A 20,874-nucleotide genomic window follows, 5' to 3' on the forward strand; every position below is an offset into this window, starting at 1 on the left:
TCGTTCGGTCGTCGTTTCCGGTGATGGTCGTCGTGGTCGTCCCGGTGGTCCCGTCTCCGGTACATGGTTGGGCCCGCGCGGGTGTCCGACCCACTGTAGTGCCGCCGATCGGGTCACCGGGCTGACCTCCGGACTGGCCGGTAAGACGTTCTCGGCGGGCCGATGGTTGCCGAACTGCCGTGCGGTGGGCGGCGGTGACGATCCCAACCAGGAACTTTTACGTCCAGAGCCGACCATTCAAGATCACTTCTTGCCGGGCCCCGGGCGCGTTGTCGGCGGCGGATGCGAGGATGCCTCCAGCACGGAGTTGTGGGGTCGGGAGAGCCCTGCGGCCGTGCCGACCTGCCGGGTGGGGGGAATCACAGGGCGGCTCCCCTGCCGGGCACCCCGCGCAGAAGGGACCGCTGACGGCGATGCAGATCCGGCTGACCGTCCTCGCGCCGCGCAGCGGCCAGTCCACGCAGGGCGCCGAGCGCGCCTGCGACGTGCTCGTCACCGCCCCCGCGGGCACGGCGCTGGCGGCGGTCGCCTCCGGGCTGGCCGCGGCCGTGTCGGGCCCCGACGCGCCACCGTCCGGGACCGTCGTGCTCTATGCGGGCCGGGAGCGGCTCGACGCCCAGCGGTGCGCGCTGGGCGAGCCGCCGCTCGTGGACGGCGCCGTGCTGTCGCTCCAGGCGCCCGGCGAGGACGAGACGGCCGACGCCGAGGGGGCCGCGCGTACGCAGCTCCAGGTCGTCGCGGGTCCGGACGCGGGCGGGGTCCATCTGCTGCACGACGGCCGTATCAGGATCGGGCGCGCGGCGGAGGCGGATGTTCCGCTCGATGATCCGGATGTCTCGCGGCTGCACTGTGAGGTGACGGTCGCGGAGGACGGCGCGGTCACGGTGGCGGACCTCGGCTCGACGAACGGCACGACGCTGGACGGCGCCGAGGTCGGCCCGCGGCCGGTGCGGCTCGCCCCCGGCGCGCTGCTCCGTATCGGTGAGTCGACCCTCCGGCTGGCCACCTCGCCTCCGGCTCTTGCCGACCGCCCGGCGACGACCCCGGACGGGGAGGGCCATCTGCGGGTGCGCCGCCCCTCCCCCGAGCCCGACGACGACCACATCCGCCAGGCGGGCCGGATCCCGTCCTGGGCCCGCGAGCGCGAGGCGGCCGAGCGCGGTGCGACGGCGCCCGGCGGCGCTCCCGCCCGGCCCGGCGACGACACCCCGGCCCATGGCCGTGCGGACGCGTACGGCCATGAGGCCCGCGGAGGCCACGGCGGCGTGGCCGCTCCCGGCCACCATGCTGCGTCCGGCGGCGGTGCGGGTTCCGACGGCGGTACGGGTTCCGGCGGCGCCCAGCAGGCCCGTGGCACCACTACCCACGGAAGCGGAACGGGCCACGGCGTCGGGCACCCGGGCGGTGCGCCCGGTGGCCGGAGCACCCCCGGCACTCCCTGCCGGACCCTGGACGCGCCCGCACCCCGGCGCAGCGCGCCCGGCGGCAGCGACGAGCCCCGGAGCGGCACCCGCCCGGTCGCACCCGACGGACAGAGCGCCCCCGGCACCCCCGGCCGGACCCCGGGCGTCCCCGCACCCCGACCCGGCGGCACATCCCACGGCAGCGACGAGACCCGGAGCAGCACCCGACCGGCGGCACCCGGTGGACAGAGCGCCCCCGGCGGCGAGGCCGGTGGACGGAGCGGGAGCGACCAGGGCGGTGCCGGTATGCGGCGCAGGCGCGGGATAGGGGCCTGGGCCCGGCGGCTCGCCGGCGGGCGGGACGAGGCCGATGGCGCCGAGGCGGCCGGCGGACGGCCGATGGCCGCCTCCACGCCGCCCGCCGTGGAGACCTGGCCCGATCCCGCCACCGTACTGCTCACCGCGCTCGGCCCGGGGCCCCGGCTGTGGGAGCGGGAGCCCGGCCATCCCGAGGCCCTCGTCGTCCGGCTCGGCACGGTCGACCGGGCGGAGACACCCGCCGTCCCCGTCACGGTGGGGCTGCGCGAGGCCGGGTCGCTCGGGCTCGCGGGACCGCGACCGCGGCTCGTCGGGCTCGCCCGGTCCGTCGTCGCGCAGCTCGCCGCGCTGCACTCGCCCGCGGACCTGGAGATCGTGCTGATCAGCACGGACCGGGCCAGACCGCTGGAGGAGCGCAAGCACACATGGGGCTGGCTCGGCTGGCTGCCGCATCTGCGGCCCGCGCACGGCCAGGACTGCCGGCTCCTCCTCGCCTACGACCGGGACCAGGCGGCCGCCAGGACCGCCGAGCTGACCCGGCGGCTGGACGACGGTCCGCTCGGGCCGGGCTGGCCGAGCGCCGAGCGCCGCGCGGTCGAGCAGGCGGCGGCCCGGTACGCGGGGCCGCGGACGCTCGTCGTCCTCGACGGCGATCCCGGTTCCGCCACGCTGCGCGAGACCACGGCGCGGCTCGCCGGGGCCGGAGCTGCCGCCGGTGTCCATGTCGTCTGTCTTGCCGAGACCCCGCCCGCCTCCCCGCTCTCCCCGGTGGCGGCGACGTACGAGGAGGCCTGCGCGGCGTCGCTGGCCTTCCGGGAGTGCGGCGCGGTCGGGCTGCTCAGCGGCGATGTGGCCACGGCGCTGCGGCTGCTGCGTACGGCGGCGGGACAGCCCGCCGGCCATGGCACGGTCGCCGCGGTCGACGCGGTGTCCGCGGCCTGGGCCGAGCGGTTCGGCCGGGCGCTCGCACCGCTGCGCTCGGACGGGGACGCGCACGCGTCGTACGGCCGGGTGGTGACGGCTCCGCTGCCGCAGTCGGCTCGGCTGCTGGACGAGCTGGGTCTGGCCCGGGCCACCCCTGCCTCGCTGATGGCCCGGTGGGCGTCCGCCGCGGACGGTACGGGCGTGCTGGGCGCGGGACCGGGTGGCCCGGTCGCCGTCGACCTCGCCGCGGACGGCCCGCATCTGCTGATCGAGGGCCCTGCGGGCAGCGGTCGTACGGAGCTGCTCCGCGCGATCGCCGCGTCGCTGGCCGCGGGAGGCCGGCCGGACCGGCTCGGGCTGCTGCTGGTCGACGGCGCGGGCGGAGAGCGCGGAGAGGGCCTCGCGGCGCTGACCGAACTCCCGCATGTCACCGAGCATCTGGTCGCCTCGGACCCGGTACGGATGCGGGAGTTCGCCCAGGCGCTCGGCGCGGAGCTGAAGCGGCGGGCCGAGCTGCTCGGCCGGGAGAGCTTCACGGATCGGCACACACGGCGCGAGGTCTCCGAGCGGCTCGTCGGGCAGCGCCCGACGAGCCCCGCCGAGTCCCGCCCGGACTCACTCCCCTCACCTCGCCAGGAGTCGGTTCCTGCGCCCCGCCAAGAGTCACGGGGCGATTCCCGCGACGAACCACGCGGCGATTCACGGGGCGATTCCCGCGGCGATCTGGACTCGCCGACCGGCGGCACGCTCAGGCTCCGCCCCGCGGCCGCGCGTGCCCAGGCGGAGGCACACGCGCCGCTGCCACGGCTCGTCGTCCTCGTCGACGACTACGACGCGCTGGTCGCACCGGCGCTCGGCAGCCCGGGACGGCCCGCGGCCGGTTCCGTCGTCCGGGCTCTGGAGGCGGTGGCCAGGGACGGCGAGCGGCTCGGTGTCCATCTGGTCGCCACGTCCGCCCGGCCCGACCGCACGGCGGACACGGAACTGGCGCACAGCGCACGGCTGAGGGTCGTCCTGGACGCGCCGCCCGTCTCCGCCGGCCCGGACGACCCGGCCCCGGGGCGCGGCAGGCTCGGGCATCCGGACGGCCGGGTGACGCCGTTCCAGGGCGGCCGGGTGACGGGCCGTATTCCGCGTACGGCGACCCTGCGGCCCACGGTGGTGGAGCTGGCGTGGGAGCGGATGGGCGATCCACCGGCCCGTCGGCCCGTGCGCGAGCTGGGCAACGGTCCGACGGATCTTGCCCTGCTGGCCAGCGCCCTGGACCGCGCCGCCCGCTCGGTCGACGCCGCCCCGCTCCCGCCCCTGACACCGGCGCGCCCCTGACACCGGCCCGTCCCTGACCCGCCGGGACCGGGGCGGGGCCCTGACCGGACGCGCCAAGGCAGGCCCCCGACCGGAGCGGCCCCGGCGCGGCAGCGCAGGGCCCCTGACCGTGCCCCGAGCCCACCCACGTACCTGACGCAACGTCACGACCCCATCACGATCACCCAGTTGACAGTGAAGGCGGTATTGCCTCGCCCCTCCCCCGGGCGTAGACCTGATCGCACGGGACGGGAGCGGCGTTGCCTTACGTCACGGCTTCGCCCTCCGCACGCGCGGAAGAGACGGGGCAGTGATGCGCACAACACGCAAAGCTCGTACGGCTCGCGGCACCACCGTCGTGGCGCTCGCCGCGCTGGGCGCGCTCGCCCTCGCGGGCTGCGGCGACGACGGCAAGGCCGGCGACGGAGGCGCGGCGGACGCGACGAAGGGCACGGAGTCCGCACAGACGGTCCGGCTGCCGAAGCTGGACGGTCAGAAGATCGAGGTGGCCGCGGTCTGGACGGGCCCCGAGCAGGAGAACTTCACCAAGGTTCTCAAGGAGTTCGAGAAGCGCACCGGAGCGACGGTCACGTTCGTTCCCGCGCAGGACCCGATCGTGAACTTCCTCGGAACGAAGATCGCCGGCGGCAGCCCGCCCGATGTCGCGATGCTGCCCCAGGTCGGTGCCGTCGAGCAGGCCGTGGCGCAGAAGTGGGCCAAGCCCCTGGGCCCGGAGGCCAAGGCCGAGCTCGCCAAGAACTACGGCAAGGGCTGGCAGGACCTCGGCTCCGTCGACGGCACCCCGTACGGCGTGTACTTCAAGGCCGCCAACAAGTCCCTCGTCTGGTACAACACGGCGGTCTTCGAGAACGCCGGTGTCGCCGAGCCCAAGACCTGGAAGGACTTCCTGAAGACGGCGGAGACCATCTCGGCGTCCGGCGTCACTCCGGTCTCGGTCGGCGGCGCGGACGGCTGGACGCTCACCGACTGGTTCGAGAACGTGTATCTCTCGCAGGCCGGGCCGGAGAAGTACGACCAGCTCGCCAAGCACGAGATCAAGTGGACAGACCCGTCCGTCAAGCAGGCCCTGACGACCCTCGCCGAGCTGTTCGGCAAACCCGATCTGATCGCGGGCGGCGCGGACGGGGCCCTGCAGACGGAGTTCCCCAAGTCCGTCACCCAGACCTTCACCGGCGGCGACCAGCCCAAGGGCGCGATGGTGTTCGAGGGCGACTTCGTCTCCGTCAACATCGCCCAGACCGAGGCGAAGGTCGGTACGGACGCGAAGGTGTTCCCGTTCCCGGCGGTCGGCGCCGAACCGCCGGTGGTGACCGGTGGCGACGCGGCGGTGGCCCTGAAGGACTCCAAGGGCGCACAGGCGCTGCTGACCTTCCTCGCCTCGCCGGACGCGGCGAGGATCTGGGCCGAGTCCGGCGGCTTCATCTCCCCGAACAAGTCCCTGGATGTCGCCGCGTACCCGAACGACGTCCAGCGCGACATCGCCAAGGCGCTCATCGCCGCGGGCGACGACTTCCGCTTCGACATGTCGGACCAGATGCCGCAGTCGTTCGGCGGCACCCCCGGCAAGGGCGAGTGGAAGGCGCTCCAGGACTTCCTGAAGAACCCGAAGGACGTCGCCGGCACCCAGCAGCGGCTGGAGGCCGACGCGGCCAAGGCGTACAAGAGCTGACGCCGCCATGACGTCCCCCGAGACGTCCACCGGAGCGGCGGAGGGCACCAGCGCGCCCGCCGCCGCCGGGGGCGTACGCAAGAGCGTGACCGGAACGAAGGGCCTGGTGGCGGCCGGCTTTCTGCTGCCCGCACTGGTGCTGCTCGGCGCGCTCGTGGTCTACCCGATCGGGTACTCGCTGTACCGGTCCTTCTTCGACCGGTCCGGCAGCGGCTTCGCCGGATTCGACAACTACGTGGAGATCTTCACCGACGACACCATCTTCACCGCGGTCAAGAACAACGCGATCTGGGTGGTCGTGGCACCGGCCGTCGCGACGGCGCTCGGGCTGATGTTCGCGGTGCTGACGGAGCGGGTGCGCTGGGGCACGGCGTTCAAGCTGATCGTCTTCATGCCGATGGCGATCTCGATGCTCGCCGCGGGCATCATCTTCCGGCTGGTGTACGAGCAGGACCCGGAGCGCGGTGTCGCCAACGCGGTCTGGGTGGGGGTGCACGACACGTTCTCCGAGTCGGCGGGCTTCCCCAAGGCGCGGCCCCTGCCCGCGCATCCGCTGAAACCGGCCGGCGGCGGGGCGTTCGTCACCGAGCAGCCGGTCACGGCGGGCAGCCCGGTCGAGCTGCCGCTCGTCGGCGTACCGGCCGACACGATGCCGTCCGACGCCCGCCCGGCGAAGGCCGCACCACCGGACGACGGCCGGATCACCGGCACCGCCTGGCTCGACTTCACCCGGGGCGGCGGCGGGACGGTGAACGCCATCGACGCCAAGGAGCTGGGGCTCAAGGGCCTCGAGGTCGAGGCGGTCAAGGACGGCAAGGTGGTCGCCACGGCCACCGCGGCCGCCGACGGGACCTTCTCGCTCCCGAAGGAGGCCGACGGCGCCGTGCTGCGGCTCCCCGACAGCAACTTCCGGGAGCCGTACAACGGGGTCGACTGGCTGGGTCCTTCGCTGGTGACCCCGGCCATCATCGGCAGTTACGTGTGGATGTGGGCGGGCTTCGCGATGGTGCTGATCGCCGCGGGCCTCGCGGCCGTGCCGCGTGAACTCCTCGAAGCGGCACGGGTGGACGGTGCCAACGAGTGGCAGGTCTTCCGGAAGGTGACCGTTCCGCTGCTCGCGCCGGTCCTCGCGGTCGTCCTCGTCACGCTGATGATCAACGTACTGAAGATCTTCGACCTGGTGTTCATCATCGCGCCCGGCTCGGCGCAGGACGACGCGAACGTCCTGGCGCTCCAGCTGTACCGCTCGTCGTTCGGCACGGACGCGGACCTGGGTGTGGGCAGTGCCATCGCCGTCCTTCTCCTGCTCCTGGTGATCCCGGTGATGGCGTTCAACATCCGCCGGATGCGAAGGGAGTCACGCCGATGACGACGTCCGACGGCGTGGTGAAGGCGAAGCCGTCGCTCGCGGCCCGGATCGCCGCCCGCACCGGCGGCGGGGCGATGCGGGTCCTCCTCGTGCTGGTCGGGCTGTTCTGGCTGATGCCGACGATCGGGCTGCTGCTGTCCTCGCTGCGCTCGCCCACCGACATCAACGCGAGCGGCTGGTGGAAGGTGTTCACCGCACCCGCGCAGCTCACCACCGCGAACTACTCCCGGCTGCTCGAGAACGACACGATCACCGGCTCACTGCTGTCCACGGTCGCGATCACCGTGCCGGCGACGGTCCTGGTCGTCGTGATCGGCTCGCTCGCCGGATACGCCTTCGCCTGGATGGAGTTCCCGGGCCGCGACTGGTGGTTCCTGGCCGTGGTCGGGCTGCTCGTCGTACCCGTACAGGTCGCGCTCGTCCCGGTGTCGAAGCTGTTCGGGAGCATCGGGCTCTTCGAGACGACGGCCGGTGTGGTGGTCTTCCATGTCGCCTTCGGCCTGCCCTTCGCGATCTTCCTCCTCCGGAACTTCTTCGCGGAGATCCCCAGGGAGCTGCTGGAGGCGGCGCGGCTGGACGGCGCGGGCGAGATCCGGCTGTTCACCCGGGTCGTGCTGCCGCTCGGCGGGCCGGCGATCGCCTCGCTCGGCATCTTCCAGTTCCTCTGGGTCTGGAACGACATGCTGATCGCGCTGATCTTCGCGGACTCTCAGTCGCCGCCGATCACGGTCGCGCTCCAGCAGCAGGTACGGCAGTTCGGGAACAACATCGACGTCCTGGCACCCGGTGCGTTCGTGTCGATGGTGATCCCGCTCGCCGTGTTCTTCGCGTTCCAGCGACAGTTCGTGTCCGGGGTGATGGCAGGCGCCGTGAAGTAGCACGGACCGCCTCATTCCGGCGGCGCGAGGCCCGTCCGCACGACCCGATGCCCGTACACATGATCGACTTCGCGGTCGTGTGTACGGGCTCTTTCACGGCCGCCTCCGGGGCAACATCCGCTCCACACCCGACCGCAAACCCCCCGACACCTTCGGCCACTACGACCGGGGCATGGCCTTCGCCGACCCCAGAGAGAAGACTCCGATGTCGCAGACGAGTGCACAGGTGCAGTCCCCCGCCGAGGCCGCGGCGCCCACCGGGGAGGAGCTGCCCAGGCCCACCCGGTTCGACGATGTGAAGGGGTGGTTCCGGCCGGTCGACCAGCTGCTCTTCGACTGGTTCCTGACCCATCAGCGCGACCAGGGCCACGCGGGTGATCTGCTCGAACTCGGTGCGTACATGGGCAAGAGCGCGATCTTCGTGGGCTCGTACCGGCGGGAGGGCGAGGAGTTCACCGTCTGCGACCTGTGGGACTCGCCCGCTCCGGACGACTCCAACAGCGCCGAGATGGACCGCTCGTACTCGACGCTCACCCGCCGCGCGTTCGAGGTCAACTACCTCTCCTTCCACGAGGAGCTGCCGACCCTCGTCCAGGCGCCGACGTCGGTGATCTCCTCGCGGGTACGGACGGGCAGCTGCCGCTTCGTCCACATCGACGCCTCGCATCTGTACGAGCACGTCCACGGCGACATCGAGGCCGCGGAGCAGCTCCTCACGCCCGAGGGCATCGTGGTCTTCGACGACTTCCGGGCCGAGCACTGCCCCGGCGTCGCGGCGGCCGTGTGGGGCGCGGTCGCGACCGTACGGCTGCGGCCGATCTGTATCACCGGCACCAAGATGTACGCGACCTGGGGCGACGCGGAGAAGGTGCGCGAGACGCTGCTCGGCTGGCTGGAGACGCGGACGGACATGTGGCACGGGGTCGAGGAGGTGGCGGGGGCGCCCATGATCCGGATCGACGGCAGGAAGGCGAAGGCGCCGGCGCACCCGCGCTCCCGCCACGAGGCGAAGGCGACCGCTCCCGAGGCTGCCCCCGCACCTGCCGCTGCCACCGCGCAGGCTTCGGCCTCCGCTCCCGCCTCCGCCGGAGCGGTACGAGGACGGCGCGCCCCGCGCACCCGCAAGCTCGTCCGTGACCTGCTGCCGCCGCTGCTGACCCGCGCCCTGGTGCGCGCGTTCCGCTAGGCCCGCCTAGGGGCGGGGAGTGCGGCGCAGCCCGACCGGGGCCACGGCGACGACGAGTCCGCGGGTGCCGTCGGGGGCCACGTTCAGCCGGTACGGCCGCAGGCCCCGCAGCCCGTGGGCCCGGCGGGGCGGGGCCCCGGGCGCCACGGTGGCGGGGTGCTCGGTGCCGACGAGCGCGGTGTGCAGCCCGACCCTTGTCCGGCCGGGCGGAAAGGCGTCGGCGGGGATCTGTACCTCGATCTCCGTACCGGCGCCGTCCGCGGCGGGCCGCAGCAGGATGCGGCCGGTCTCCGGGCAGCCCGTGAGCCGGACGGGGGCCACGTCGAGGGCCGCGAGGCCGGGCAGCGGGGTGCGGGCGGTGACGACGAGGGTGTGGCGGGCGGGGCCGGTGCGCCGCCAGTCCGCGGAGACGAGGTCGGTGCGCAGCGGCGGTACGCCGTGCCCGGCCTCGTAGCGGATCACCGAGTCCAGCCCGGCCGGGTCACCCGCGCGTACGTAGGACAGCCGGAGCCGCAGTCCCGGCCGCAGCCGGGCGAGCACGGCGTCGCTGAGATGGTCGGCGACCAGTCTGCGCAGTCCGGCGAACACGCGGCGCCGCACCGGCTCCGACGCCGAGAGGAGGGCGGGGCCGGTCAGCAGGTCGGCCTCCTCGGCGAAGTGGCGGTGGTGGAATCCGTCACGGAGCGGGCCGGGTGGCGTGAAGCGGGCGGTGACGGCCATCACCGCTGCCGTCCCGCGCAACACGTCCTCGATCCCGATGCCCTCGCCGGTGTAGGGCCCAAGGCCGCGTCCGGGTCGGGTGCGGGGCACGGTGCGGGGCCCGATGTCGGGTCCGGTGCGGGGCCCGATGTCGCGCCCGGGTCCGGGCCCGGGTCGGGTGCGGGTGCTGGGCGCGCCGCCGCCCGGTTCGCCGCCGAAGCGGTAGTCGTAGTCGGCCAGCACGGAGATGCCCTGCGACAGGAAGAGCGCTTCGAGGGTGAACGCCTGCTCCGCCAGGCCGGCCGGGATGTCCTCCGCGAACCGCAGCCCGTGGCGCGCGATCGGCTCACGCCGGAACAGCTTGGTGCTGGACAGCTCCCAGGACAGCCCGGGGGTGCCGAGCGGCACCCCGTGCCGGGTTCGCCCGAACACGGTGCTGTCCGAGCCGACGGCCTTGGCATAGACGACGTCGGCACCGCGGCTGTCCGCCGCGTCGACGAGCCGGGCCAGCGCCTCCCGCCCGAGGAAGTCACCCGCGTCGAGGAAGAACAGATAGCGGCCGCGGGCACGTTCCAGGGCCTGGTTGACGGTGCCGGAGCGGCCGACGGAGAACCGTTCCGGCAGCCGACTGCCGCCGTCGTCGGCGACGAACACCTCGACGCGGTCCTCCCCGATGGTCTGGCCCGCGAGCGCGTCCAGACACCGGATGAGCAGCGAAGCCGCCGCGCGGACCGTGACGACGACGGTGACGTCGGGAACACCGACCGGGTCGCCCGGGTCGCCCGGGTCATCGAGGTCGTACGGAACGACCGGGATGCCTGCCGTGCTCGATGAGCTCATGGCGTGCCTTCCACTCACCCGCGGGCTCTCCGCGCCCGCCCGAGACGGCAACGACCTTCCACCGGCGCGGGCTACGCACCGGTGAAGCGCGTTCACCCATCCGGCTGAACGCGCACCGGCCGGCCGCCGTCGGCCGCGCCGCCGTCGGTCACGGGTGAGCGCCGCCAGTCGCAGTCCGCCGCCAGCCGTCAGCCGCGGCCCGACGTCAGTCGCGGGTGAGCGCCGCCACCGCCGAGGCCGCCAGGTCGTCCAGATAGCCCTTCGGCAGGCCGCTGCGCACGACCACGAGCCGCCAGTACAACGGGCCGATGATCAGGTCCAGGGCGCGGTCCGGGTCGGCCGTCTCCGGGAGTTCACCGCGGGCGACCGCGTCGCGGACCACGAGCGCGGCCACGCCCTGCTGGCTGTCGAGCAGGGCGGCCTTGATCGCGTCCGCGATCTCCGGATGGCGGGCGGCCTCGACCAGCAGGTCGGGGATGACCTGCGAGGCGACGGGGTGACGCAGGGCGTGCGAGGCGACTTCGAGAAGCGCGCGGACGTCCCCGTACAGCGAACCGGTGGCGGGCGCCGGCAGGCCCTTCGCGGCGAAGGCCGAGACCAGGTCGAGGACGAGCGAGAGCTTGGACTTCCAACGCCGGTAGACCGCGGTCTTGCCGACGCCGGCGCGACGGGCGATGCCCTCGATCGACATCCGCGCGAAACCGACCGCCGCCAGTTCCTCGAAGACGGCGACGCGGATCGCTTCGGTCACGTCCTCCCGGAGCACTGCGGCTCCCGCGGGGGCGCGTCGTGGGGTTCGGGGGTCCGTGGGCATGCCGAGGAGCATACCCGTGACGACGAGACGGTTGCGTTGCGACGTAGATCCGCCCTACTCTCCCCGTAGCGACGATACGGGTCCGTCCCAACGCCAGCGTTCCATCGACCACCCCCGGCGAAAGCGAGCGAGTGACCAGCGTGAGCAGCCAGACGATCACCCCGCCCACACCGCCGCCGGTGGAAGACCTCGGCGCGCTGGCCGCCCGCCACGGCCTGACCGTGAGCGGAGCGCGACCGCCCCTCGGCGCGTACGTCGGACAGCTGTGGTCCCGCCGCCACTTCATCACCGCGTTCGCGACCGCCCGGCTGACCTCGCAGTACAGCCAGGCGAAGCTCGGCCAGGTCTGGCAGCTGATGACGCCGCTGCTGAACGCGGCGGTCTACTACTTCATCTTCGGGATCCTGCTCGACACCGCCCGTCACGTCCCGGACTTCGTCCCGTTCCTGGTGACGGGCGTGTTCATCTGGACGTTCACGGCCAACTCGATCACCGCCGGCACCCGCGCGATCTCGGGCAACATCGGGCTCGTACGGGCCCTGCACTTCCCGCGCGCCGCCCTTCCCATCGGCCTCGCCCTGCAACAGCTCCAGCAGCTGCTGTTCTCCCTGGGCGCACTGGTCGTGATCCTGATGTGCTTCGGGGAGTTCCCGAAGGCGTCCTGGCTGCTGGCGATCCCCGCCCTGGCGCTCCAGGCGGTCTTCAGCACGGGCATCTCGATGGTCGTCGCCCGCCTCGCCGCGGCCACGCCGGACATCGCCCAGCTGATGCCCTTCCTGCTGCGCACCTGGATGTACGTGTCCGGGGTGATGTGGAGCATCCCGGTGGTGCTCAAGAAGGCGGAGCTGCCGCACGCCGTGGTCCTGGCGCTGCAGTGCAACCCGGTCGCCGTCTACATCGACCTCGTGCGCTTCGCGCTCATCGACAGCTACACCTCGGCCCAGCTGCCGCCGCACGTGTGGGCGGTCGCCCTCGGCTGGGCCGTGCTCTTCGGGGTGGGCGGATTCCTGTACTTCTGGAAGGCGGAGGAGCAGTACGGCCGTGGCTGAGACAACGACAACGATCCCGACGACAGCGACAGCGACAGCGACCGGGACCGGGACCGGGACCGGGACCGGGACAGCGGAAGCGACCGAACGGACGCCGACCGTCGTGGTCGACGACGTCCACATCACCTACAAGGTCAACGGCGCGAAGACCGGCCGCGGCGCCGCCACGGCGGCACTCAGCCGCATCCTGTCGCGCAGGTCCGACAAGAGCGGCGGCGGTCGCGAGGTCCACGCGGTCAAGGGCGTCAGCTTCGCCGCGTACAAGGGTGAGGCGATCGGGCTGATCGGCTCCAACGGCTCGGGCAAGTCCACCCTGCTGAAGGCGGTCGCGGGCCTGCTCCCGACGGCCAAGGGCAGGATCTACACCCATGGCCAGCCCTCCCTGCTCGGCGTCAACGCGGCGCTCATGGGCGATCTGACCGGCGAGCGCAACGTGATCCTCGGCGGGCTCGCGATGGGCATGACCCGCGAGGAGATCAGCGAGCGCTACCAGGAGATCGTCGACTTCTCCGGGATCAACGAGAAGGGCGACTTCATCTCCCTGCCGATGCGGACCTACTCCTCCGGCATGGGGGCCCGGCTCCGCTTCTCCATCGCCGCCGCCAAGAGCCATGACGTCCTGCTCATCGACGAAGCGCTGGCGACGGGCGACGCGAGGTTCCAGCGGCGCAGCCAGGAGCGGATCGCCGAGCTGCGCAAGGAGGCCGGCACGGTCTTCCTGGTCAGCCACAGCAACTCCGCGATCACGACGACCTGCGACCGCGCGCTCTGGCTGGAGTCCGGGACGCTGCGGATGGACGGTCCGGCGAGGGACGTCGTGGCGGCGTACGAGGCCTTCACCAAGAAGAAATAGCGAACGGAAGAGAACGGAAGAAATAGCGGGAAAGAGGCACAAAACAGACTAGGGTGCGGGTCGATGACGACCCCGCAGGCCCGCACCCTCGTCACGGCAGGCTCCCGCGTCGCCGTACTCCCCCTCCTCGCTCTCGGCGCCGTCTGGGCCGCGACCCGTCTCGGAATGCTCGTCCTGCTCGTACGGGACGACATCGGCTTCGGAGGCGTCTCCCGCGAGGTCTACCTCACCTACGCGCACTGGTACGGGGAGCTCACCCGGGGCACCTTCCCGGTGGACGACCCGACCTGGCAGTACCCGCCCGGCGCCGGGGCGTTGTTCCTCGCTCCCGCTCTCGTCCCGGCGCTGACCTACTTCCAGGCCTTCGTGGCGCTGGCGCTGCTCGCCGACGCCGCCGTCACCGTGGCCCTCGCCCGGGCCGGCGGCATCCGCGGCGGCGGGGTCTGGATGTGGACGGGCGGCCTGCCGCTGCTGCTGCACATCCCGTTCGCCCGCTACGACGTCCAGGTCACCGCTCTCGCCGTCCTCGCGCTCCTCTCGCTGCACCGCCGCCCCTGGCTCGGCGGCGTACTCGCCGGACTCGGCGCGACGGTCAAGCTCTGGCCCGCCCTCGCACTGCTGGGCACGCCCCGGGGCCACAGCACCCGGGCAGCGTGGGCGTCGGCGGCGGGCGCCGTCCTCGCGCTGCTCGCCGTCCTCTCACTCGGCCTCTCCCACCCGCTGGACTTCCTGCGTCAGCAGGGCGGCCGCGGCATCCAGATCGAGTCACTGGGCGGCACCGCGCTCGCCCTGATCCGGCTGTCCGGCGGGGAGGGCCGGGTCGAATTCCGTTACGGCGCCTTCGAGTTCACCGGCCCCCATGTGGCGGCCGTGGCCGGCGTGTCCTTCCTGCTCACCGCGGCCGCCCTGGTCTTCCTGCTGCTGTGGCGGGTGCGGGCGAAACGCTGGACCACGGCCACGCCGTTCGACGCCGCGCTCTGCGCCGTCCTCCTCCTCACCGTCACCAGCCGCGTCATCAGCCCGCAGTACCTGATCTGGCTGCTCGGCCTGGCCGCGGTCTGCCTCACCTCCCCGCACACCGGCCAGCGGCCCGTCGCACTCCTGCTGCTGCCCGCGGCGGCCTTGAGTTCCCTCGCCTACCCGTTGCTGTACGACGACGTCATCGCGGTCACCCCGCTCGGCTGCGCGGTCGTCCTCGTACGGAACGCTCTGCTGCTCACCGCGGCGCTGCTGTCGGCGCGCAGGCTGTGGACGGCCACGACATGACGAGGGCGGGGGGCGCCCACCATGGTGGTGGGCGCCCCCCGCGCGTCTCGGAGCCGCGTCCGTCGTCGAGACGACCGTCGCGTCAGCCGTGGGTGACAGCCGTCGCGTCAGCCGTGGTGACGGCCGTCGCGTCAGCTGTGCGTACGCAGCAGCTGGCGCATCGTCCGCATCGCGACCGAAAGGTTGGCCAGGTCGAAGGTGTCCGACCCCTGGATCTCCTCCAGAGTCGTCCGCGCCCGGCCCAGGATCGCCGCGTTCTTCTCCTCCCACGCCTTGAAGCGCTGCTCCGGCGTCGAGGCGCCGTTGCCGACCGACAGCACGTCCGCGGTGAGCGCGGCGTGCGCGGCGTACAGGTCCTCGCGGATGGAGGCGCGGGCCATGGACTGCCAGCGGTCGGCCCGCGGCAGTTCGATGATCCGGTCCATCAGTTCGGTGATCCGCAGCCGGTCGGCCAGGTCGTAGTAGATCTCGGCGACGGACAGCGCGTCCTTGTCCGTACGGTCCGCGATCGCGACGATGTCCAGCGTCGGGAAGGCGGACGAGAATCCGGCGACCCGCGTGGCCAGGTCCTCCGGGACGCCCGCGGCCATGAACTTCTCCAGCAGGCCCTGGTACCACTCCAGGTCGGCACCGCGGAGCATCTTCGGCAGCTCGGCCCACACCTGCTCGACCCGGGTCGAGAAGAACCCGATCGTCTCCGTCAGCTCCAGCGGCTGCGGCCGGTTGCCGAGCAGCCAGCGGGTGCCGCGCTCGACGAGCCGGCGCGAGTGCAGTCGCATACGGGTCTGGACGTCGGCGTTGACCTCGTTGTCGAGCGCCTCGACGGCGTCCCACACCTCGCCGAGACCGAAGATCGCGCGGGCCGCGGTCTGCGCCCTGACGATCTCCTCGATCGACGCCCCGGTCTCTTCGCGGAGCCGGTGCAGGAACGTCGAACCACCGGTGTTGACGGTGTCGTTGACCAGGACGGTCGTGACGATCTCGCGGCGCAGCGCGTGTCCGTCGACCGCCTCGGTGAAGTTCTCCCGCAGCGGCTTCGGGAAGTACGCGTGCAGCAGCCCGCGCAGATACGGGTCGTCCGGCAGCGAGGTCCCGATCAGCTCGTCCGCCACCGTGATCTTGGTGTAGGCGAGCAGCACGGCCAGCTCGGGCTGCGACAGGCCGTGCCGGTTGTTGAGCAGTTCACGGATCTGCCGGTCGTTCGGCAGGAACTCCAGCGCCCGGTCCAGCGCGCCCTCGCGGCCCAGCCTGCGCATGAAGCGCTGGTGGGCGTGGAGGAGGCTCGGCGACTGGGCGACGGCGTTGGCCAGGGCCACGTTCTGCGCGTAGTTGTTGCGCAGCACCAGCCGGCCGACCTCGTCGGTCATCTCGGCGAGCAGCTTGTTGCGCTGCTTGACGGTCATGTCGCCCTCGGTGACGAGGCCGTTCAGCAGGATCTTGATGTTCACCTCGTGGTCGGAGGTGTCCACGCCCGCGCTGTTGTCGATGGCGTCGGTGTTGATCCTGCCGCCGTCCCGGGCGAACTCGATACGGCCCAGCTGGGTCAGGCCCAGGTTGCCGCCCTCGCCGACGACCTTGACCCGCAGCTCGTTGCCGTTGACGCGGATGGCGTCGTTCGCCTTGTCGCCGACGTCGGCGTTCGACTCGGTCGACGCCTTGACGTACGTACCGATACCGCCGTTCCACAGCAGGTCCACCGGAGCCTGCAGGATCGCCTTCATCAGCTCGGCGGGAGTCAGCTTCGTGACCCCCGGCTCGATGCCGAGAGCCTCGCGCACATGGGCGTTGACGGGGATCGACTTGGCGGTCCTCGGGTGGATGCCGCCGCCCGGGGACAGCAGCTCCGTGTTGTAGTCCGCCCACGACGAACGGGGCAGCTCGAAGAGCCGGCGGCGCTCGGCGTACGAGACGGCCGCGTCGGGCTCCGGGTCGATGAAGATGTGACGGTGGTCGAAGGCCGCGACCAGCCGGATGTGCTCGGAGAGCAGCATGCCGTTGCCGAACACGTCACCCGACATGTCGCCGACACCGACCGTGGTGAAGTCCTGGGTCTGGGTGTCGTGGCCGAGCTCGCGGAAGTGCCGCTTCACGGACTCCCAGGCGCCGCGGGCCGTGATGCCCATGCCCTTGTGGTCGTAACCGGCGGAGCCGCCGGAGGCGAAGGCGTCGCCGAGCCAGAAGTTGTAGGAGATCGCGACGTCGTTGGCGATGTCGGAGAACGTCGCCGTGCCCTTGTCGGCGGCGACGACGAGGTAGGTGTCGTCCTCGTCGTGGCGCACCACGTCGTGCGGCGGCACGACCTCGCCGCCCACCAGGTTGTCGGTGATGTCGAGCAGCGCCGAGATGAAGGTCTTGTAGCAGGAGATGCCCTCCGCCAGCCACGCGTCACGGTCCACGGACGGGTCCGGGAGCTGCTTGGCGACGAATCCGCCCTTGGCGCCGACCGGCACGATGACGGTGTTCTTCACCATCTGTGCCTTGACCAGGCCGAGGATCTCCGTACGGAAGTCCTCACGCCGGTCGGACCAGCGCAGACCACCGCGCGCGACCTTGCCGAAGCGCAGGTGCACGCCCTCGACCCGCGGCGAGTACACCCAGATCTCGTACGCCGGGCGCGGGGCCGGCAGATCCGGGATGGCTTGCGGGTCGAACTTCATCGACACGTAGCCGTGCCACTGTCCGCCCTCCGCCTCCTGGAAGAAGTTCGTCCGGAGGGTGGCCTTGATGACGGTGAGGAAGGAGCGCAGGATCCGGTCCTCGTCGAGCGAGGCGACCTGGTCCAGGGCGGCGTCCAGCTCCTCCAGCAGGGCGTCGGTCAGCTCGGTGCCGGCGCGCTGGCGGTCCGGCGCCATCCGGGCCTCGAAGAGGTTGATCAGCAGCCGGGTGGTGTGGACGTTGTTGAGGAGGGTGTCCTCCATGTAGTCCTGGCTGAAGGTCGATCCGGCCTGCCGCAGGTACTTCGCGTACGCGCGCAGCACCATGGCCTCGCGCCAGGTGAGCCCGGCCCGGAGCACCAGCGAGTTGAACGTGTCGTTCTCCGCGGCGCCGGTCCACACGGCGGAGAAGGCCGCCTGGAAACGCTCACGGGCATCGTCGCCGAAGTACTCCCCGCCGTTGCCCGTGGTGGCCGGCACCCGCAGACCGAAGTCGTAGACCCAGGCGTGCGTACGGTCCGTGCAGCGCAGCTCGTACGGCCGCTCGTCGATGACCTCGACGCCGAGCCGGTTGAGGACGGGCAGCACGGAGGAGAGGGAGACCTGCTCCCCGAAGCGGTAGATCTTGAAGCGGCGCTCACCGGGAAGGGCGCCCACCGGCTCGTAGAGGGAGAGCGAGAAGTCCTTGCCGGACTCGGTGAGCTGCTCCAGGTGGACCAGGTCGGCGACCGCCGCACGCGGCGAGTGGTCGGCCTTGTAGCCCTCCGGGAAGGCGTTGGCGTACTTGCGCAGCAGCTCGGCGGCGCGCTCCTCGCCCATCTCGGCGTTGAGCGCCTCGGCGAATCCGTCGGCCCAGGACCGGGCGGCCTCCGCCAGCCGGGCCTCCAGGCGCTCCTTGTCGGCGTCGGTGAGGTGCGTCAGCTCGGTACCGGACGGGACACGGACGACGAAGTGGAGGCGGGTGAGCACGGACTCGGTGCTCATCAGGGTGAAGTCGACGCTGGTGCCGCCGAGCTCCTCCTTGAGGATGCCGGTCAGCCGCTCACGGACGGTCGTGTTGAAGCGGTCGCGCGGCAGGTAGACGAGGGCCGAGTAGTACCGGCCGTACTCCTCCTGGCGCAGGTACAGCCGCAGCCGGCGGCGCTCCTGCAGGTACAGGACGCTCGTCGCGATCGACCGGAGCTCGTCGACGGGCGTCTGGAACAGCTCGTCGCGCGGGTACGTCTCCAGGATCTGGAGGAGGTCACGGCCGTCGTGGCTGTGGGGCGAGAAGCCGGCGCCTTCGAGGACCTCCGCGACCTTGCGGCGGATCACCGGGACACGGCGCACGGACTCGGTGTACGCGGCCGAGGAGAACAGGCCCAGGAAGCGACGCTCACCGACGACGTTGCCCTCGGCGTCGAACTTCTTCACGCCGACGTAGTCGAGGTAGCTCGGGCGGTGCACGGTGGCGCGGCTGTTGGCCTTGGTGAGGATCAGCAGCTTGTGCTCGCGCGCCTTGGCGCGGGCGTCCGCGGGCAGCCGGTTGAACGAGGGGCTCACGGGGTGGCCGTGCGCGTCGTCGCCGGTGTGGTGCGGGTCGGAGCGGAGGATGCCGAGACCGGTGCCGGGGACCGCGGCCAGCGCGTCGCCGTCGACCAGGTTGTACTCGCGGTAGCCGAGGAAGGTGAAGTGGTCGTCGGACAGCCAGCGCAGCAGCTCGCGGGCCTCGCCGACCTCGTCCTCGCTGAGATCGTCGGCGACGGGCTCGCCGGGCAGCTCGTCGGCGATGCGCAGCGCCGCGTCGCGCATCTTCTCCCAGTCCTCGACGGCCTCGCGGACGTCGGACAGCACGCTCAGCAGGTCGGAGGTGATCTGCTTCAGATCGGAGCGGTCGGTCTCGCGGTCGATCTCGACATGGATCCAGGACTCGACGAGGGCGTCGTGCGGCAGCTTGGCGCCGTTCGGCTCGCCGCAGAGCACCTCGATCAGCTTGCCGGTGACATCACGGCGCACGACGATCTGCGGGTGGATCACGACGTGGATGCCGCGGCCCTGGCGGGACAGCTCGTTGGTGACGGAGTCGACGAGGAAGGGCATGTCGTCGGTGACGACCTCGACGACGGAGTGGCTGGACGTCCAGCCGTTCTCCTCGACGGTCGGGGTGTGCACCCGGACGTTGGCCGTGCCCTGCGGACGGTTCTCGGCGAGACGGTAGTGCGAGACGGCTGCGCCGTAGACGTCGACGGGGTCGCGGTCGGCGAGGTCCTCGGGGGCGGTGTGCAGGTAGTAGCGCTGGAGGAACGCGAGGAGGTGGCCCTGGTCAGGACGCTCCCCGCCGTCGGACCCAGTCGGAAGTTGCCCCCCGCCCGGGCTGTGCTCAGCTACCCGAGCGGCCCTTTCGAGCAGCTCGGCCTTGGCTTCGTCCAGCTTGGTCTGCATGTCCTCTGGCTCCTGTCGCGCGCCGTTGCGTGACGTAGGGGGAAAAGATGGCACGACGCCACGACGCGGAGTGTCCGGTCGGGGTCGGCGTCATGCCTGGGTGAGAGAAGTCCGGACCGTGACCGGCCCGTGCGGGCCGGTGGCCCGGAAGGTGACCGCAGCGCGGTCCACGCGCTCTTCGCGCTCCGTGCGGGCCGGTCCGTCCTCGAAAGGACCCGACCTCGCGGGGAAGATCAGCTCGCACCCGGCCGCTGTGGCGTACCGGGCGCAGTCCCCCAGCTACCGCTGGGCGGGGCCCGCAGGAGGCACCGCTGCCCCCTCGGCGTATCGCGCTGATCACGGGTCAAGGCTATCGCCCCGCACCCCTGACCCGTCATGAGCCGTATGTGTACAAAAGCGGGGCCGGAAGTTTGACAGTCTGGACAGCGACACGTTGGCCTCTTGGCAAATCGGCGTCGGGGAGGCAGGTTGACGGTGGGACCGAAGCCCGACAAATCGATACAGCCGTATCGATACAGCCATATCGATACAGGGGAGCAGGAGCCATGAGTGTGAAGATCCTGATCGTCACCGGCGACGCAGCCGAGTCCCTGGAGGTCCTCTACCCGTACCAGCGGCTGCTCGAAGAGGGCTACGAGGTCCATATCGCGGCCCCCGCCCGCAAGCAGCTCCGGTTCGTCGTCCATGACTTCGAGCCCGGCTTCGACACGTACACGGAGAAGCCCGGCTACACGTGGCCCGCCGACCTGGCCTTCTCGGAGGTCGACCCGGGGGAATACGCCGCGATCGTCATCCCGGGCGGCCGCGCCCCGGAGTACCTCCGCAACGACCCGGAGCTCCGCAAGATCCTCAAGTCGTTCTTCGATGCCGACAAGCCCGTGGCCCAGATCTGCCACGGCCCCCTGCTGACGGCCGCCACCGGCAGCCTCACGGGCCCGCAGGGTCACGGCCTATCCCGCCCTGGAGCTCGACATGCAGGCGGCGGGCGCGTCCTTCCAGGACACCGAGGCCGTGGTCGACGGCACCCTGATCTCCTCCCGCGCCTGGCCGGACCACCCTGCGTGGATGCGCGAGTTCCTCACGGTGCTGAGGTCGAAGGCTCCGCTGAGCTGACGGGCCCAGGAGTGACGGGGCTGTACGTGCGGTGACGGGCTGTACGTGCGTCCTGAGAGGCCTCTGTACGGGCGGGGTGCGGTGCCGGCGGG

Annotated in this window: 11 protein-coding genes and 1 pseudogene; 9 read left to right on the forward strand and 3 right to left on the reverse strand. The window is 72.0% G+C overall.

Going from position 1 to position 20,874, the window contains the following annotated elements:
- The first annotated feature begins 413 nt into the window (after positions 1–413).
- The 5 genes from OG766_RS13370 to OG766_RS13390 all read left to right on the forward strand — a co-directional run bounded on the left by OG766_RS13370 (position 414) and on the right by OG766_RS13390 (position 9,073).
- Positions 414–3,971 carry an FHA domain-containing protein gene (locus tag OG766_RS13370; RefSeq protein ID WP_328725414.1) on the forward strand — a complete coding sequence of 1,186 codons (3,558 nt, stop codon included), beginning with the start codon at positions 414–416 and terminating at the stop codon, positions 3,969–3,971.
- A gap of 292 nt (positions 3,972–4,263) precedes the next feature.
- Entirely contained in the window at positions 4,264–5,640 is a 1,377-nt protein-coding gene (locus OG766_RS13375) for an ABC transporter substrate-binding protein (RefSeq protein ID WP_266373698.1), read from the forward strand.
- A gap of 7 nt (positions 5,641–5,647) precedes the next feature.
- Positions 5,648–7,009 (forward strand): carbohydrate ABC transporter permease, encoded by a 1,362-nt coding sequence (locus OG766_RS13380; protein WP_266373695.1) that lies wholly within the window; start codon positions 5,648–5,650, stop codon positions 7,007–7,009.
- Positions 7,006–7,887 carry a carbohydrate ABC transporter permease gene (locus OG766_RS13385; protein WP_266373693.1) on the forward strand — a complete coding sequence of 294 codons (882 nt, stop codon included), beginning with the start codon at positions 7,006–7,008 and terminating at the stop codon, positions 7,885–7,887. Before OG766_RS13380 ends, OG766_RS13385 begins: the two co-directional genes overlap by 4 nt.
- A 205-nt stretch (positions 7,888–8,092) precedes the next feature.
- Positions 8,093–9,073 carry a class I SAM-dependent methyltransferase gene (locus tag OG766_RS13390; RefSeq protein ID WP_266373692.1) on the forward strand — a complete coding sequence of 327 codons (981 nt, stop codon included), beginning with the start codon at positions 8,093–8,095 and terminating at the stop codon, positions 9,071–9,073.
- A 6-nt stretch (positions 9,074–9,079) separates the two neighbouring features.
- Here the strand turns inward: OG766_RS13390 and OG766_RS13395 are convergent, their stop codons facing one another.
- Positions 9,080–10,612: a glycosyltransferase family 2 protein gene (locus OG766_RS13395; RefSeq protein ID WP_328725416.1), complete on the reverse strand. Its 1,533-nt coding sequence runs from the start codon at positions 10,610–10,612 to the stop codon at positions 9,080–9,082.
- A gap of 205 nt (positions 10,613–10,817) precedes the next feature.
- On the reverse strand, positions 10,818–11,438 hold the full coding sequence (locus OG766_RS13400) for a TetR/AcrR family transcriptional regulator (protein WP_266373687.1): 621 nt from the start codon (positions 11,436–11,438) through the stop codon (positions 10,818–10,820).
- A 128-nt stretch (positions 11,439–11,566) separates the two neighbouring features.
- On the opposite strand from OG766_RS13400, the gene OG766_RS13405 reads away from it, so the two are divergent.
- The 3 genes from OG766_RS13405 (at position 11,567) to OG766_RS13415 (ending at position 14,594) form a co-directional block, all read left to right on the forward strand.
- Complete coding sequence (locus tag OG766_RS13405) at positions 11,567–12,475, forward strand: ABC transporter permease (protein ID WP_443045489.1); 909 nt, start codon at positions 11,567–11,569, stop codon at positions 12,473–12,475.
- Between the two features lie 103 nt (positions 12,476–12,578).
- On the forward strand, positions 12,579–13,328 hold the full coding sequence (locus OG766_RS13410) for an ABC transporter ATP-binding protein (protein ID WP_328727473.1): 750 nt from the start codon (positions 12,579–12,581) through the stop codon (positions 13,326–13,328).
- Between the two features lie 63 nt (positions 13,329–13,391).
- Positions 13,392–14,594: a glycosyltransferase 87 family protein gene (locus OG766_RS13415; protein WP_328725417.1), complete on the forward strand. Its 1,203-nt coding sequence runs from the start codon at positions 13,392–13,394 to the stop codon at positions 14,592–14,594.
- 131 nt (positions 14,595–14,725) lie between these two features.
- Here the strand turns inward: OG766_RS13415 and OG766_RS13420 are convergent, their stop codons facing one another.
- Positions 14,726–19,669 carry an NAD-glutamate dehydrogenase gene (locus OG766_RS13420; RefSeq protein WP_266373681.1) on the reverse strand — a complete coding sequence of 1,648 codons (4,944 nt, stop codon included), beginning with the start codon at positions 19,667–19,669 and terminating at the stop codon, positions 14,726–14,728.
- 545 nt (positions 19,670–20,214) lie between these two features.
- Here OG766_RS13420 and OG766_RS13425 point away from each other — a divergent pair.
- Positions 20,215–20,782: pseudogene (locus OG766_RS13425) on the forward strand (DJ-1/PfpI family protein).
- The last annotated feature ends 92 nt before the right edge of the window (positions 20,783–20,874 follow it).

Origin of the sequence: Streptomyces sp. NBC_00259 (genome assembly GCF_036181745.1) — a bacterium.
Taxonomy (GTDB): Bacteria; Actinomycetota; Actinomycetes; order Streptomycetales; family Streptomycetaceae; genus Streptomyces; species Streptomyces pratisoli.

Bases quoted from the DNA above. Each gene is read 5' to 3' on its own strand.
- OG766_RS13370 (WP_328725414.1), top strand. From the start codon at position 414: ATGCAGATCCGGCTGACCGTCCTCGCGCCGCGCAGCGGCCAGTCCACG.
- OG766_RS13375 (WP_266373698.1), top strand. From the start codon at position 4,264: ATGCGCACAACACGCAAAGCTCGTACGGCTCGCGGCACCACCGTCGTG.
- OG766_RS13380 (WP_266373695.1), top strand. From the start codon at position 5,648: ATGACGTCCCCCGAGACGTCCACCGGAGCGGCGGAGGGCACCAGCGCG.
- OG766_RS13385 (WP_266373693.1), top strand. From the start codon at position 7,006: ATGACGACGTCCGACGGCGTGGTGAAGGCGAAGCCGTCGCTCGCGGCC.
- OG766_RS13390 (WP_266373692.1), top strand. From the start codon at position 8,093: ATGTCGCAGACGAGTGCACAGGTGCAGTCCCCCGCCGAGGCCGCGGCG.
- OG766_RS13395 (WP_328725416.1), bottom strand. From the start codon at position 10,612: ATGAGCTCATCGAGCACGGCAGGCATCCCGGTCGTTCCGTACGACCTC.
- OG766_RS13400 (WP_266373687.1), bottom strand. From the start codon at position 11,438: ATGCTCCTCGGCATGCCCACGGACCCCCGAACCCCACGACGCGCCCCC.
- OG766_RS13415 (WP_328725417.1), top strand. From the start codon at position 13,392: ATGACGACCCCGCAGGCCCGCACCCTCGTCACGGCAGGCTCCCGCGTC.
- OG766_RS13420 (WP_266373681.1), bottom strand. From the start codon at position 19,669: ATGCAGACCAAGCTGGACGAAGCCAAGGCCGAGCTGCTCGAAAGGGCC.